Genomic DNA, 13,628 nt, shown 5'->3' with positions numbered 1-13,628 from the left:
GGTCTCCCCGGTGCGCTCGTGCGGCTCCACCCGCAGGTCGGCGTCGGGGCGAAGGGGAGCGATCGGTCGCCGAAGGTCTCACACGACCAGGTCCGACAGGGCGGTCCCCGACGGCGTATCAACCGTCGCGCCATCGCGTCGTCCGGCCCCTCGTTCCACCCGCGTGGACAACCGCCTTCGCCCCTGGCGGGGGCGGCGACGGCGGCCGAGAGGAAAAAATCCCGGGAGCCCGTAATAACGGCCCCGTGGCGGACATGAGAGGACGACACCGCACCGGAAGGAATCCGATGACGCGATCCGAGGAGGATCCCGACGCCTCCACGAGCGACGGGTTCGCCCGCCTGTTCGAACGGCACTATCCCGACGTCTACCGCTACGCCCTGCGCCGGCTGGGTCCCGATCAGGCCGACGACGTGGCGGCGGAGACGTTCGCGGTGGCCTGGCGCCGCCGGGACCGGATACCCGGGCACGCTCCGCTGCCCTGGCTCTACGCGACGGCCCGCAACATCGTGCTGGCGCGCAGTCGGGGCGCTCGACGCCGCGGCGAACTGTTCGGCCTGTTCGACGGGGAGCCACCGGGGCTCCCGGCGAGCTCCGACGCCGCCGGGCAGGTCCTCGACCGCCAGACCGCCCTGTCCGCGCTGAAGGCGCTGCGCCCCCGAGAACGCGAGCTGGTCATGCTGCTGGCCTGGGAGGGGCTGGACATGCCCGCGGCCGCGCAGGTCCTGGGCTGCACCGTCGCGACGGCCCGGGTGCGGCTGCATCGGGCGCGCAAGCGCATCCAGCGGCTTCTCGCCGACTCCGCGGCCCAGCCCGACGGCGACGGCCCCGGGCCGCTCCCCCTGACCCGTCCCACCCTCGTGGAGGAGAACCGATGAACGCCGACGAGCAGGTCGTACGCGATCTTTTCGCACCGCATGATCCGGCGGCAGGGACCCGGCCCGACCCCGAGCGGATGGACCAGGCCCGCGCCGGCATCCAGACCGGGACCGTGCCCGCGTCCGTGCGGGGCGGCCCGGCCCGAGGCCGCCGGCCCCTGCTGCTCGGCCTGGCGGCGGGTGTCGCCACGCTGCTGCTGACGGGGGTGACGTTGTACCGCGATCCCGGAACCGCCGAAGCCACTCCACCGCCGGCGCCGCTCAGCGTGCTCCCCGGGGAGCTGGACGACGCGGGGGAGGAGCTGCGGGAGCTGGCCGAGCGGGCCGCGGCGCGACCGGCCACGGCGGGAGAGGGCGAGGTCGCCTACGTCCGCCTCTCCCGGTGGAACCTCACCCTGTCGCAGGACCTCGACACCGGAGAGGAGGGGTGGGGGATCGCACCGGTGGACGAACAGGTCTGGCGTTCCCCCGACCACACCGGCCGGGTGGTCGAGCGGCCCCGGCCGGCCGAGCACCTGGCCGGCGACCGCGGCCCCATCGACGCCCTGTTCGAGCCCGAGGCCACCGAGTACGAATGGTCGCACCCCGACGAAGGACTCCAGTTCAGCTGGGCCCCGGGGACGCTGGCGGAGGACCCCGACACCCTGCGCCGGCAGCTCGCCGAGGGGGACGGCATCGAGAACGCGGAGGTCGACACGGCGGAGGTCTTCTACGGGTTGCAGCGTCTCTACCAGGAGATGCCGGTGTCCCCAGGGGAGCAGGAGAGGATCCTGCGCATGCTCGCCGAGGACGACGGCGTGCGCCTCGCGGGTCAGGCCACCGACCGCGAGGGCCGCACCGGGGTGCTGTTCGTGGCGGAGGACCGCCTCTTCTCCGAGGGGGGGACCCTCCAGCGGCGCATCATGTTCGACGCCGACACCGGGATGCCGCTCTACCACGAGACCGTGGCCATGGAAGGGGACACGACCGACATCGCGGACGGCTCACCGGTGGTGAACGAGTACGTCGTCCTGGTGGAGTCGGCGTGGGTGCGGGAGGTGGGCGACCTTCCGTGATCCCGGGACGGGCCGGCGCCCGCGCGCCCTGGTCACAGCGCGGTGTCACGCACGCGCAACCACGCCTGGGCGGCGTCGAGTGCCGGCCCGCTCACCGCGTCGCCCTCCCCCGGGTGCCAGTGCAGCACCACGTCGGCACCGCAGCGCCGCAGGTCGGCGGCGAGTCGCTCCGACTGGAGAGGGTCGGTGACGCGATCGGCGCGCCCCGCCGCGATGAACGCCGACCGTCCCGTCAGGTCGGGGCGGGGCGGGTCGTGCAGGACCGGAGCCGGCGCGAACATGACCGCCGCGCGCAACAGGCCCGGGTGGAGCAGGAGGCTGGCGGCGGCGAGGGACGCGCCGTCGGAGCGTCCGACCGCGATGACGCCGTCGGGGTCGAGGCCGTAGTGGATGGTCGCCTTGTCGACGAATCGCTCCAGGCGGACCACCCGTTCCTCGACCTCGCGTCCGTCCATCCCGTCGTGGACGCCGAACCCGCGCGGGGCGAGCAGGGCGGATTCGGGCAGGAGGCCGCGTCCCGCCGCGACGAGCTCCTCCTCATCACCGTCGGGTCCGTGCAGCAGCAACAGCAGTGGGTGGCCGGGGCGCTCGGCGGGGTGGAAGACGTGGTGGGGCGCTGTCGTGTCCATGCTGCTCCTCCTGGGTCGGCAGGCCGGCGTGGCGCGATCGCGGCCCGCTACCCACCTCTTCTGCTCGCCAACCCTTTCCCCCGGGGGGAGGAGGCCGCTTCCGGCCGGACGCGGGGCACCGGCCCCTCGACAGGGATCCCACCGGCGCGTAGTATTCGTACACGCGTTCGAGTCTCGGGGACTCGGACACAGGCCGCTCCGCGCCCCCCTCCATAGCGGGACGGCCGAGGGGCCGGCGTCCTGCGCGAGACGCCGGCCCCTCCCCCTTTCTTTCACAGCTCCCGTGTCCGCGGACTCGAAGACATGACGCCCCTTCGCACGGCCGAACCCGATCGGCCCATGCGTCTCAACCGGTCGGCCACAGCAACACCCGTCCACCAGGTACGCAAACCCCCGAACAGCGGTACCCAACCGGGACGACCAGCCCCTCCCCCGGTCCACGGCCACGGATTCGAAGACATGACGCCCCTTCGCACGGCCGAACCCGATCGGCCCATGCGTCTCAACCGGTCGGCCACAGCAACACCCGTCCACCAGGTACGCGAAGACCTCCGGACACCGCTGCCCAGCCGGGGCCACCGGCCCCCTGACCCCACTCCCATGTCCGCGGGTGAGCGGCGCGGCGCCGAACCCGCGCGCGTGGTCCCGGCGGGCCTCCCCTCACCGGTCCGGATCCGACGCCCCCACACCTCCCGGGGCCCCGCCTGCCCCCGTCGCCGGGAGGGGGTTAGACCAGGACGGTGGAGGCCGCCTCGCGCAGGGTGCGCGCGCTGGCCTCCAGCGCCGCCCGCTCGGCGTCGTCCATCGCCGGTTCGATCACCTCACGCACCCCTCCGGCGCCCAGCACCGAGGGCAGCGACAGCGTGGTCCCCCACGCGGGGCGGTGCGAGGCGACCGGGAGCACGGTGCGCTCGTCCCGGGCCACGCAGCGCACCAGCATGGCGGCCACCGCGCCGATGCCGTAACGGCTGGCACCGGTGCCCTCGATGATGTCGATGTTGGCGTAGCGCACGGCCCGCTCGACCTCGGCGCGGAACCGGTCGACGTCGTGCCCGGCCCGCTCGGCCAGGTGGAGAGCTGGAACGCCCCCGACCGCGGCCGTGGACCACAGGAAGACCCCGCTGGTGCCGTGTTCCCCGATGATCTGGGCGTGGACCGATCGCGGGGTGACGCCCAGCGCGTGGGCCAGGCGCACCCGGAACCGCAGGCTGTCGATGACCGTCCCGGTGGAGAAGACCCGGTCGTGGCCGAGGATGGAGCGCGCCAGGTCGGCGAGCGGGTCCGGCGGATCGGTGATGACCATGACGGTGGCCGAGGGCGCCGCCGCGGCGATGGCCGGGACGACGTCGCGGAAGACCCCGGCGTTGTGGTCGAGCAGGCGCAGCCGTCCGCGCGGATCGGAACGGTCGGTCGCGCCGCCGGCCTTCTCGTTGAGGCCCGCGGTCACGACCACGACCCCGGCTCCGGCCAGGTCGTCGGTGGTCCCGGCGCGCACGTCCACCTCGGGGTACATCGGCGCGGCGTAGCCCAGGTCGAGCGCGACCCCCCTGGCCCGTGCCGTGTCCTGGTCGACCAGGACGATCTCTCGGGCGATCCCGTGGTAGACCAGCCCCACGGCCACCATCGCGCCGACCTTCCCGGCCCCTACCACCGCGACCTTCACCCTGCCTCCTGCGCACCCGACCGTCTTCGCATCGGTGGCACGGGCTGCCCCGCCCCCTCCCGGTCATAGGTATCACGACCTGGGCCGGAAGGACTGGGAAACGCGGGAGGCGGGTCAGCGCACGATGACGGTCTTGCCGTGGTCGAGGTGGCCGCTCTCCCACAGCCAGTCCATGGCCGGGGTGCTCACCCGGGCGCACCCGTGCGAGGCGGGGTAGGGGGGAACCGAGGGATAGCCGTGGATGGCGATGCCGCCGTTGAAGTACTTGGGCCGGTACAGCGCGCCGAGCGGGCCGGGGTCCCAGGCGTCCACCTCGCGGAAGACGGTGTAGGCGCCGGTGGGGGTGACGGCGACGCTCTGGCGTCCCCGGGACTCGTAGGTCTCACCCGATCCGGTCGAGGTGTTGAAGACCTGCTCGACACGGCCGTCGGAGACCACGAGGAGCAGCTGACGCTCCAGGTCGATCTCGATCGCCTCGCCCGAGGCGGTGGCCTCGGGCCGCACCCCTTCCCGGAGGGCCTTACGGGTCTGGGGTCCGACCACGCCGTCGCGGTCGATGCCCGCGGCCTTCTGCACGGCGTAGACCGCCTGCACGGTGAGGTCCTGGAACAGGCCGTCAGGGGTTCCCGTCCAATAGCCGAGCTCGTTCAGGCGTTCTTGGAGCTCACGGACCTCGGGACCGGAGTCGCCGCGGTTGAGCAGCTCGGAACCACCGAGGTCGATGGGCAGGATCGCGGCGACCGACGACGGTGCTCCCGCGACCGTGGCCGCCTGCGCGGGGGCGGCGAATCCGGTGACGGCGAGCGCGGACAGCGCCAGTGCGGCGATCCGCGCCGTACGCCTGGGGAGGGGGCGGACTTCAGGAGTGGCCATACGCCGTCTTTACCCATCCTCGACCTTCCCTTTAACGTTGCGCGCCGAAACGATCACGGAAAGGCAGGGAGCCGTCCACGTCACCCCCGCCCCACCAGGGCGAACCCTCACGACCGGATTTTCCGCTTTTTCGGACTGTCTACGATCGTGGCCATGACGATCACACGGGCCGACACCCCCCTCAGCACCGAACAGGTCATGGCGCTGCTGGCCGAGCTCGGTGTCACCGCGAGCGCCGGACAGGGCTCGGGGGACGGATCGACGGCTCTGGGCCTGGCCTACGCGCTCGTCGGAGCCGCCGAGCGCAACGCGATCGACACCGAGCGTGCCGCGCTCCGCGCCGGGACCAGCCCCGCCGAGTTCGGCGCCACCGCGCGGAGCCGGACGCTGGCCGCCGGGGTCCGCAGTGAGACCGAGGAGTTCGCCCTGGTCGAGTGGCAGGCCACCCGGCTGGCCCAGGCCATCGGCTCGCTCGCCCATAACCGCGACTCCGCGGGGCCGGCCCCGGCCGGCGGCGACCGCCTGCTCCGGGCCGTCGAGCTCGTCGCGGCGGCGCTCTCGGCCCTGCTCTGCGCGGCGGGGGCCGCCCGCGACCCACAACGGGACGAGGACGGCGCGCGCACGGCGATCGACGGCCTGCGCCAGGCCGTGCGCGCCCTGGACCGGGCACGGGCGTCGGTCCACGAGGCGGTGCTGGTGGACGAGCCCGCCGTCCACACGCTGTGACCCGCCCACGGCCCCAGGCGGATCAGCCGGTCCCCTCTTCGGTGTGGGTGGCGTGTCCGTCCCCGGCGCCCGGCGCCGGGCGCCCGCCGTCCCTGCCGGTGACGACGACCGCGACCAGGGCGACGATCACCAGGACGGCCGCGGCGCGCCCGGCCAGCCTCAGCCAGACGGGCAGGAGGCCGCGCCGCCTGTCGCCCCCGCCGGCGCGCAGCCGCTCGCCGCGGCGGGACGGTCGGAGCAGGCGGGCCAGCAGCAGGACGGCGATGGGGAGCTGGGCGAGCCACAGGGCCGTGCGCGGCCAGCCGTCGTACCAGACGTTGGTGCCGTACAGCAGGGTGTGCCAGACGGCGAGCACGTAGCAGACGATGACGAACCGGTGCAGGTTGCGCCACGTGCGCGCGCCGATCCGGTGGCGCGCGTAGAACATCAGACCCAACGGGAGCGCCAGGTACATCGCCGCCTGGCCGATCGGGATGGCGATCTGCCCGGTGCCACTGGTGTAACCGCCGGGGACGAAGGTCTCCAGGTAGGCCGCGCCGATCCGGGCCGCCCACCCCAGCTCGTCCTCGTAGCGGACCAGTTCGGCGAAGAACATCAGCGCGTGGGCGAACATGAGCGCGATCGCGCTCAGGGAGGTGGTGCGGTGCAGGCGTTCGATCCGGGCCACCGACGTGGCGAGTCGGCGCGGCCGGGGTCCCGAGAGCAGGAGCCCCAGTACGACGGTGCCCCACGCCCACAACAGGGCGGACCAGCCGAAGGCCTGGCTGAGCCAGTACATCCAGTACTCGTCGGCGTCGGCGAGGAAGGGCATGACGGCGACGGTGTCGGAGGTCCCGGCGCGCACCCGCGCGTAGAGGACGACGAAGACCGTGGCGGTGACGAGCAGGGCGGCCAGCGCGTCGGGGATAGCGGCGCGGAGGTCGGCGCGCAGCCCGGTGGGTCGGCGCCGTCCGCCGGACGGGTCGGTGGGGGGCGAGGCGAGTTCGGACATGTCGGCTCCGCCGTTCCGGTCGGTGGCTGTGTCCCCCCGCACGGAGAACGTAACCGACACGAGGCGGGGGAGTACAGACTGTTCTCCCGGCCCGCGACGGCGCCCCGCGTTTCCGGCACCACGAGGGCCGCCACGGCCTCGGATCGTCCCCGGTCCCCGCGTCCCGCCGACGGGGAGGGCGCGGAGGCGGCCGATCAGGTGACCGCGTTCCCATGGCGGCGAGGGGTCCACGCGACCACGCCCTGCCGGTGACGACACGTGGACCCCGGCCTCAGGGACCGGGGTCCACGTCGAGGACGGCGGCACCGGCCGTGTGGGACCGGTCCCACACGACGGCGGATCACACGTGCAGGCGGACCGCCCGGAAGACCTCGATCTCCTCCCCGGCGTCGACGCTGGTCTCCCCCGTCGCCTCGAAGTCGACCGTGTAGTCGTCGCGCTTGTAGCGGTACCTGTCCTTGGGGTCGGCGACCTCGGCGACCGTACCGTCGAGGTCACGGACCGCGTCGAAGGAGGCGTCGGCGGGAACCGAGAGCCTGATCCGCTTCATGTCCGGCTGAAGGATCGACACGGGCACCTCTCGTCTGTGTGGGAGCGCATCCGGAACGGCTCCCTGTGTAGCCAAATGTAGGGCTGCCACGCCGCGGCGCGCGACCGCTGGAGGAACCTCACGGCAGGCCGGAACACCGGCGCGAAAAAAATCCGAAGAAGATGTTTGGTCACTGTTCAAGGGGTAGTAGCACGGCCGAGCGGTCACGGTGAGCCGGGGTGATGGGGGTCCCCCGGACGTCACCGGGGGTTCGCCGCCCCGATCGGGGGATCTCGGGGCAGGAGGGCACGGGGGGTTCCCTCCGGGCGAGCGACCGTGGAGCGGGGTCCGTGTGGAAGCGCCTTCAGGCGCCGGCCTACGGGCCCCGCCTTCTTGTGTCCCGCATGAGCACGTGTCGAGGCGGCCCCTCCCGAACACGGAAACGGCCGCCGCGCGATGCGCGACGGCCGTGGGAGGCGTTCCGGGGCTATTCGGCGGCCGCCGCAACCTCGTCGTCTTGGCGACGGAACGGCCACCAGTTCGTGGTGCGTCCCTCGGGGATCATCCGGTCCAGCCGGATCGTCAACCGCAGGGCGAAACCGCCGGCGATCATCCCGGTCACCAGGTCGGTGAACCAGTGGAAGTGCAGGTAGGCCGAGACCACCGACTGCAGCACCGCGATCATGACGATGCAGTAGGCGAGCCGGTGCACGATATGCGGCCGGGCCGCGCGGTAGCGGACGATCAGGAACAGCACCAGGCCGTAGATCATGATCGCGTTCGCGCCGTGCCCGGAGGGGAAGGAGACCCCGCCCTCGGAGAAGAACGACGGGTCGTAGGTACGCGGGTGGCTGCGGGCGAGCAGCAGCTTCATCGAGGCGACCAGGCAGATCATGCCGAAGACGCCACCGGCGCCGAGAATGATCGGCCGCCAGGAGCGGTGGTGGTAGGCCAGGTGCAGTGCCACGACGGTCAGCACGGGCAGTGCGACGAATCGCGAGGCGACCGTGTCAGGCCATAGGATCAGGAACACCCTGATCTCATCCCAGAAGGGGCGTGGCAGGGTGTTGATGAAGTTGTCGACAGGGTGCAACGGTCCCGCCGACAGCACCGTCATCGTCACCAGCGCCACGGCCAGGAGGATGGCGATCTTGTCCGACGCCAGTCCCCAGGCGATCTCGCTGACGGTCGGCCAGGTGACCCGCTTGGGTCCGTCCCTGTCGGGACGTGGGCCGTTGGAGATGGTGACGGGACCACCAGAGGGGTACCCGGACCGACGGAACGCGTGGTTGGAATGCCCGGCTCGGTTTGGCGGCTTGGGCCGGATCCGCGATGTGTGCATCATGTGCTCAGTGCTGTCTCACGTGGTGTGGGCTGGCCTGCGGCACGGTCGTGCGTAAGGGGGACGGGCTCGCCGCTGGGTCTGTCTCGGTGGGGTCGTAGGGGTTGGGGAACGGGCGCGCCCTTGTACGCGCCCGCGCAGCCGGGAAATACCGCGTTCCGTCAAGTCGACATGAGGAGCGCCATCGTGACGGCTCCCGGGCGCCACGACGGACCGTGGCTCCCACCGCGCTCCGGTGACCGTTGTTGGGGGCGGTCCTCCCGAGGCGGCAGCCTGCTTTTCAGAACATTTCCGACAGGAGAGCATAGCGCGCCGGGCCACCTCGACATGCCCCGACCTGTTGAAGTCGGTCCTTCTACCTCGCACTTTCCGCCGCGGACAGCTGCCGGGCGCGCATCGGACGACCAATCGGCGCGACATGTTCATCCAGGTGGCCGGAGGAGAGGGGACACGGGAGGGCGGCCGGCCGCATGCCGGTGAACGCGCCACGATGTGGCACTCTCGTTGATGCCCTCCCCCACCCCGTACTCCGAGCAGAAAGGCCGTCGATGGTCGACCTCCCCGAGAGGCCGGACGACTCCTCCCGGCTGGCCCGTAACCCGTTACGGGAACAGATCCGCCGCGTCCTGGTCGACGGCCTGCTGGCCGGTCGATGGCAGCCCGGGGAGCGCATCGTCGAGCGGCGCATCGCCGCCGAGCTCAACGTGAGCCAGGCGCCCGTGCGCGAGGCGCTGCGCGAACTGGAGACGCTGCGGCTGATCGAGTCGGTGCCGAACAAGGGGGCGCGGGTACGCGACTTCGGCGTCGAGGATATGGCGGAGATCTACCCCGTGCGGGCCGGGCTCGAACTCGTCGCGGCCGAACTCGCGGCGCCGAGGCTGGCCGAGGACATCCGTCCCCTGGAACGCGAGGTCGAGGAGCTCAAGCGGGCGACCGCCAACGGGGACGTCGAGGAGCAGATCAAGCACAGCGTGGACTTCCATCGCGAGATCGTGCGGGCGGCGCGCAACAGCGTGCTGCTGCACACCTGGGAGTCCCTGGGCGTGGAGGTGTGGACGGCGCTGTCGGTGCGCTGGCTGAACATGGAGTTGCACGCCAAAGCCGCCGACCACCACCAGATCACCGAGGCGTTCCGCCGCCGCGACCCCGAGGTGGGCCGGATGCTCAGCGACCACGTGCTCAACTATGTCGAGGCCGCGCTGAAGACACGGGACGCCATCGGGTGATCCGACGGGAGGGAGACCGCCTCCCCTCTCGCATTACCGCCCCTTCTGCGAGGAAAGTCCAGGATCTCCCTTAAAGTCGTATTGATCGATCATCGATCAGTACGTAGAGTGTGCGCGACGAACCTCACATTGAACATCGCAGCCACCCCGCGCGCCCGCCGTTGAGCCCGGTTCCGGCGCGCGGCCCGTGACGAGGCGCCACCGCGCGTCACGGAGCGGCCCCCGGACCCACCGGCCCGGACCGGCCGAGCCCGCACGTAGAAAGGCACCACCATGGCTGACACGGCCAAGCCGAAGGGCGGCGGCACTGCCAGGAGCACTGGCGGCCGCCGGCGGAGCCGCAAGGACACCGCGCCGAACATCGCCGACGAGCAGCCGAAGACGCTGCTGGACTACTACCGGCAGATGCTGCTCATCCGCCGGTTCGAGGAGCGCACCGCGCAGGCCTACACCCAGGCCCGTATCGGCGGCTACTGCCACCTGAACCTGGGCGAGGAGGCCACCATCGTCGGCCTCATGACCGCCCTCCAGGAACGCGACTACCTCTTCACCAACTACCGCGAGCACGGCTACGCCATCGGCAAGGGCATCAGCCCGCGCAGCGTCATGGCCGAGCTCTACGGCCGCTCCACCGGCGTGTCCAAGGGGTGGGGCGGGTCGATGCACATGTTCGACACCCAGACCCGGATGCTCGGCGGCTACGGCATCGTGGGCGGCCAGCTCCCCCTGGCCACCGGCGCCGCGCTCGCCATCTCCTACCGCGGCGGCGACGAGGTCGTCATGTGCCAGATGGGTGACGGCACCACCAACATCGGGGCCTTCCACGAGTCGCTCAACATCGCGGCGCTGTGGAACCTGCCCATCGTGTTCGTGGTCGTCAACAACTTCACCGGCATGGGCACCACCGTGGAGAAGTCCTCGGCCGAGCCCGAGCTCTACAAGCGCGGATCGTCCTACCGGATGGAGGGCGTGCGCGTCGACGGCCAGGACGTGCTCGCCGTCCGCGACGCCGCCACCGACCTCGTCGAGCGTGCGCGCGCCGAGCAGAAGCCGTTCCTGCTCGAGGCGATCAGCTACCGGATGAAGGGCCACTCCGTCGTGGACCCGGCCAAGTACCGCACGGCCGAGCAGGCCGAGGAGGCCAAGGCCAACGACCCGGTCCTCGCGTTCGAGCGCCAGCTCGAAGAGGCCGGCATCCTCACCGAGGAGATCAAGCAGGAGATCGCCGACTCGGTCCGCGACGAGGTGACCGACGCCGCCGACTTCGCCGAGAACAGCCCGCACCCCGAGGTGTCCACGCTGTTCGACTACACCTACGCCACCCCCGTCCCGAACGAGTCGCGCCGCATGCCCGCCGACCCGGTCTTCGCCGAGTAGAGAAGGAGCGGTCATGTCCGTTATCACTTACCGCCAGGCACTGCGCGACACGCTCCGCGCGGAGATGCACCGCGACGAGAACGTCTTCCTCCTCGGTGAGGAGATCGGTGTCTTCGAAGGCTCCTACAAGATCACCGAGGGGCTGCTCAAGGAGTTCGGCGAGCGCCGGGTGCGCGACACCCCGATCGCCGAGGAAGGGTTCGTCGGCGCCGCGATCGGCGCGGCGATGCTGGGCCTGCGCCCGGTCGTCGAGATCATGACGATCAACTTCTCGCTGATCGCGATCGACCAGATCATCAACCACGCCGCGAAGATCTACGGCATGTTCGGCGGTCAGACCAGCGTGCCGATGGTCATCCGGACCCCGGGCGGCGGCGGGCAGCAGCTCGGCGCCACCCACTCGCAGAACATCGAGCTGTTCTACTCCTTCATCCCGGGCCTCAAGGTGCTCGCCCCCAGCACCCCCGCCGAGGCCGCGTCGATGCTGCGGGCCGCCATCCGCGACGACGACCCGGTCCTGTTCCTGGAGAACCTCGGTCTGTACAACACCAAGGGCGAGGTTCCCGACGGTGACGAGAGCGTCGCCGAGATCGGCCGCGCCGCGGTGACCCGCGAGGGCACCGACATCACGCTGATCGGCTACTCGCGGATGGCCATGGTCGCCGGCCAGGTCGCGGAGAAGCTCGCGGCCGAGGGCATCAGCGTGGAGGTCGTCGACCTGCGCAGCCTGCGCCCGCTGGACCGCGACACCATCGTGGAGTCGGTCCGCAAGACCGGCTGCGCCGTCGTCGCCGAGGACGACTGGCTGACCTACGGCATCGGCGCCGAGATCGCGGCCTCGATCCAGGAGGGCGCCTTCGACTACCTGGACGCCCCGGTGCGCCGGGTCGCCATGGCCGAGGTTCCCATGCCCTACGCCAAGCCGCTGGAGACGGCCGCGCTGCCGTCGATCGATTCGATCACCACCGCCGTCAAGGAGACCCTGAGCGCCGTGGGCCGGCGGGTCGGATAAAGGGGATAACCACACGATGTCTGAGATCTACATGCCGCGCCTCTCCGACACCATGGAGGAAGGCGTCATCAGTAGCTGGGTCAAGAAGGTCGGCGACAAGGTGGCCCCCGGCGACGTCCTCGTCGAGATCGAGACCGACAAGGCCGTCATGGAGTACGAGGCCTACGAGGAGGGCTTCCTCGTCAAACAGTCGGTCTCCGAGGGCGAGACCGTGCCGATCGGCGCGGTGATCGGCGTCATCGGCGACAGCCCCGACGCCGTGCCCGACGAGTCCGGCTCCGGCGACGCCGCGCCCGCGCAGGAGGAGGCTCCCGCGGAAGAGCAGCCGAAGGCCGAGGAGAAGGCCGAGCCCAGCGCTGCGACCGGTCCGGCCGACGGCGCGCCGCGTCCGCGTTCCTCCCCGCTGGCCCGCCGGCTGGCCCGCGAGTACGGTCTCAACCTCGACGACATCGAGGGCTCCGGTCCCAAGGGCCGGATCGTCCGCGCCGACATCGAGGCCGCCGCCAAGAAGCAGTCCGCCTCCGCGCCCGCCCAGCAGGAGGCGCCGCGGGAGCAGCCGAAGGCCCCCGCTCCGCAGGCCGCGCCGCAGGAGAAGTACGACGACGGACGCGACTCCGAAGAGGTGCCGGTCAACAACGTCCGCAAGGTGATCGCGCGCCGCCTGCTCCAGAGCAAGCAGGAGGTCCCGCACTTCTACCTGCGGCGGACGATCGACGCCGAAGCGCTCAAGGCGTTCCGCGCCGAGGTCAACGAGCGTCTGGCGGACACCGGCGTCAAGATCAGCTTCAACGACCTCATCGTCAAGGCGGTGGCGACCACGCTGCGCCGCCACCCGGCCGTCAACTCCTCCTGGGTGGACGACCGGCTGCTGCGCCACGGACGCATCAACGTCGGCGTGGCCGTCGCGGTCGACGCTGGACTGGTGGTCCCGGTCCTGCACGACACGGACAAGACCCCGCTGTCGGAGATCTCCACCAAGACCAAGGAGCTCGCCGCCAAGGCGCGCGACGGCAAGCTGAAGCCGCAGGAGATGAGCGGCGGCACGTTCAGCGTCAGCAACCTCGGCATGTTCGGCGTGGACAGCTTCGCCGCCGTCATCAACCCGCCGGAGGCCGCGATCCTGGCGGTGGGCGCGATGAAGCAGGAGGCCGTGGTGCGCGACGGCGAGATCGTCGCCCGCAACACCATCGCGCTGGAGCTGTCGGTGGACCACCGCGCGGTCGACGGCGCGGTCGGCGCGGCCTTCCTCAAGGACCTCGCCGAAACGCTGGAGGAGCCGATGCGGATCATCCTGTAGGACAGGAACCGCTTGGATCACCTCGTCGCC

The 13,628-nt window shown here is 71.5% G+C and carries 13 protein-coding genes; 7 read left to right on the top strand and 6 right to left on the bottom strand.

Going from position 1 to position 13,628, the window contains the following annotated elements:
• Window positions 1–287 precede the first annotated feature (287 nt).
• On the top strand, window positions 288–878 hold the full coding sequence (locus ACYVHU_RS15020) for an RNA polymerase sigma factor (protein WP_078761938.1): 591 nt from the start codon (window positions 288–290) through the stop codon (window positions 876–878).
• Window positions 875–1,933: a CU044_5270 family protein gene (locus ACYVHU_RS15015; protein WP_078761939.1), complete on the top strand. Its 1,059-nt coding sequence runs from the start codon at window positions 875–877 to the stop codon at window positions 1,931–1,933. Before ACYVHU_RS15020 ends, ACYVHU_RS15015 begins: the two co-directional genes overlap by 4 nt.
• Window positions 1,934–1,965: 32 nt before the next feature.
• On the opposite strand, the gene ACYVHU_RS15010 is transcribed toward ACYVHU_RS15015, so the two are convergent.
• The 3 genes from ACYVHU_RS15010 to ACYVHU_RS15000 all read right to left on the bottom strand — a co-directional run bounded on the left by ACYVHU_RS15010 (window position 1,966) and on the right by ACYVHU_RS15000 (window position 5,098).
• The gene (locus tag ACYVHU_RS15010; RefSeq protein ID WP_498948798.1) at window positions 1,966–2,562 is read right to left on the bottom strand and encodes an alpha/beta hydrolase; all 597 of its coding nucleotides are present in this window, start codon (window positions 2,560–2,562) and stop codon (window positions 1,966–1,968) included.
• Between the two features lie 727 nt (window positions 2,563–3,289).
• The gene (locus ACYVHU_RS15005; RefSeq protein ID WP_078761941.1) at window positions 3,290–4,225 is read right to left on the bottom strand and encodes a lactate/malate family dehydrogenase; all 936 of its coding nucleotides are present in this window, start codon (window positions 4,223–4,225) and stop codon (window positions 3,290–3,292) included.
• A gap of 114 nt (window positions 4,226–4,339) precedes the next feature.
• Window positions 4,340–5,098 (bottom strand): L,D-transpeptidase family protein, encoded by a 759-nt coding sequence (locus ACYVHU_RS15000; protein WP_078761942.1) that lies wholly within the window; start codon window positions 5,096–5,098, stop codon window positions 4,340–4,342.
• 153 nt (window positions 5,099–5,251) lie between these two features.
• Between ACYVHU_RS15000 and ACYVHU_RS14995 the strand changes: the two genes are divergently transcribed.
• Window positions 5,252–5,824 (top strand): hypothetical protein, encoded by a 573-nt coding sequence (locus tag ACYVHU_RS14995; protein WP_078761943.1) that lies wholly within the window; start codon window positions 5,252–5,254, stop codon window positions 5,822–5,824.
• A 22-nt stretch (window positions 5,825–5,846) separates the two neighbouring features.
• Here ACYVHU_RS14995 and ACYVHU_RS14990 read toward each other — a convergent pair whose 3' ends face one another.
• From ACYVHU_RS14990 to ACYVHU_RS14980, 3 genes are all read right to left on the bottom strand, one after another.
• On the bottom strand, window positions 5,847–6,815 hold the full coding sequence (locus ACYVHU_RS14990; protein ID WP_078761944.1) for a ferric reductase-like transmembrane domain-containing protein: 969 nt from the start codon (window positions 6,813–6,815) through the stop codon (window positions 5,847–5,849).
• A 340-nt stretch (window positions 6,816–7,155) separates the two neighbouring features.
• Window positions 7,156–7,386, bottom strand: a complete 231-nt coding sequence (locus tag ACYVHU_RS14985) for a hypothetical protein (RefSeq protein ID WP_078761945.1) — start codon at window positions 7,384–7,386, stop codon at window positions 7,156–7,158.
• A 445-nt stretch (window positions 7,387–7,831) separates the two neighbouring features.
• Window positions 7,832–8,689, bottom strand: coding sequence for a phosphatase PAP2 family protein (locus ACYVHU_RS14980; protein WP_235000963.1), 858 nt, complete (start codon window positions 8,687–8,689; stop codon window positions 7,832–7,834).
• A gap of 545 nt (window positions 8,690–9,234) precedes the next feature.
• Here ACYVHU_RS14980 and ACYVHU_RS14975 point away from each other — a divergent pair.
• From ACYVHU_RS14975 to ACYVHU_RS14960, 4 genes are all read left to right on the top strand, one after another.
• Window positions 9,235–9,912 (top strand): GntR family transcriptional regulator, encoded by a 678-nt coding sequence (locus ACYVHU_RS14975; protein WP_078761947.1) that lies wholly within the window; start codon window positions 9,235–9,237, stop codon window positions 9,910–9,912.
• A 273-nt stretch (window positions 9,913–10,185) separates the two neighbouring features.
• Window positions 10,186–11,289 (top strand): pyruvate dehydrogenase (acetyl-transferring) E1 component subunit alpha, encoded by a 1,104-nt coding sequence (pdhA, locus tag ACYVHU_RS14970; RefSeq protein ID WP_078761948.1) that lies wholly within the window; start codon window positions 10,186–10,188, stop codon window positions 11,287–11,289.
• A gap of 13 nt (window positions 11,290–11,302) precedes the next feature.
• Entirely contained in the window at window positions 11,303–12,301 is a 999-nt protein-coding gene (locus ACYVHU_RS14965) for an alpha-ketoacid dehydrogenase subunit beta (RefSeq protein ID WP_078761949.1), read from the top strand.
• Between the two features lie 16 nt (window positions 12,302–12,317).
• Window positions 12,318–13,598: a dihydrolipoamide acetyltransferase family protein gene (locus ACYVHU_RS14960; RefSeq protein WP_078761950.1), complete on the top strand. Its 1,281-nt coding sequence runs from the start codon at window positions 12,318–12,320 to the stop codon at window positions 13,596–13,598.
• The last annotated feature ends 30 nt before the right edge of the window (window positions 13,599–13,628 follow it).

The sequence above is a fragment of the Marinactinospora endophytica genome (assembly GCF_054780875.1).
This window is presented reverse-complemented; position numbering and strand designations above follow the sequence as displayed.

Bases quoted from the DNA above. Each gene is read 5' to 3' on its own strand.
- ACYVHU_RS15020 (WP_078761938.1), top strand. From the start codon at position 288: ATGACGCGATCCGAGGAGGATCCCGACGCCTCCACGAGCGACGGGTTC.
- ACYVHU_RS15015 (WP_078761939.1), top strand. From the start codon at position 875: ATGAACGCCGACGAGCAGGTCGTACGCGATCTTTTCGCACCGCATGAT.
- ACYVHU_RS15010 (WP_498948798.1), bottom strand. From the start codon at position 2,562: ATGGACACGACAGCGCCCCACCACGTCTTCCACCCCGCCGAGCGCCCC.
- ACYVHU_RS15000 (WP_078761942.1), bottom strand. From the start codon at position 5,098: ATGGCCACTCCTGAAGTCCGCCCCCTCCCCAGGCGTACGGCGCGGATC.
- ACYVHU_RS14995 (WP_078761943.1), top strand. From the start codon at position 5,252: ATGACGATCACACGGGCCGACACCCCCCTCAGCACCGAACAGGTCATG.
- ACYVHU_RS14990 (WP_078761944.1), bottom strand. From the start codon at position 6,815: ATGTCCGAACTCGCCTCGCCCCCCACCGACCCGTCCGGCGGACGGCGC.
- ACYVHU_RS14980 (WP_235000963.1), bottom strand. From the start codon at position 8,689: ATGATGCACACATCGCGGATCCGGCCCAAGCCGCCAAACCGAGCCGGG.
- ACYVHU_RS14975 (WP_078761947.1), top strand. From the start codon at position 9,235: ATGGTCGACCTCCCCGAGAGGCCGGACGACTCCTCCCGGCTGGCCCGT.
- pdhA (WP_078761948.1), top strand. From the start codon at position 10,186: ATGGCTGACACGGCCAAGCCGAAGGGCGGCGGCACTGCCAGGAGCACT.
- ACYVHU_RS14965 (WP_078761949.1), top strand. From the start codon at position 11,303: ATGTCCGTTATCACTTACCGCCAGGCACTGCGCGACACGCTCCGCGCG.
- ACYVHU_RS14960 (WP_078761950.1), top strand. From the start codon at position 12,318: ATGTCTGAGATCTACATGCCGCGCCTCTCCGACACCATGGAGGAAGGC.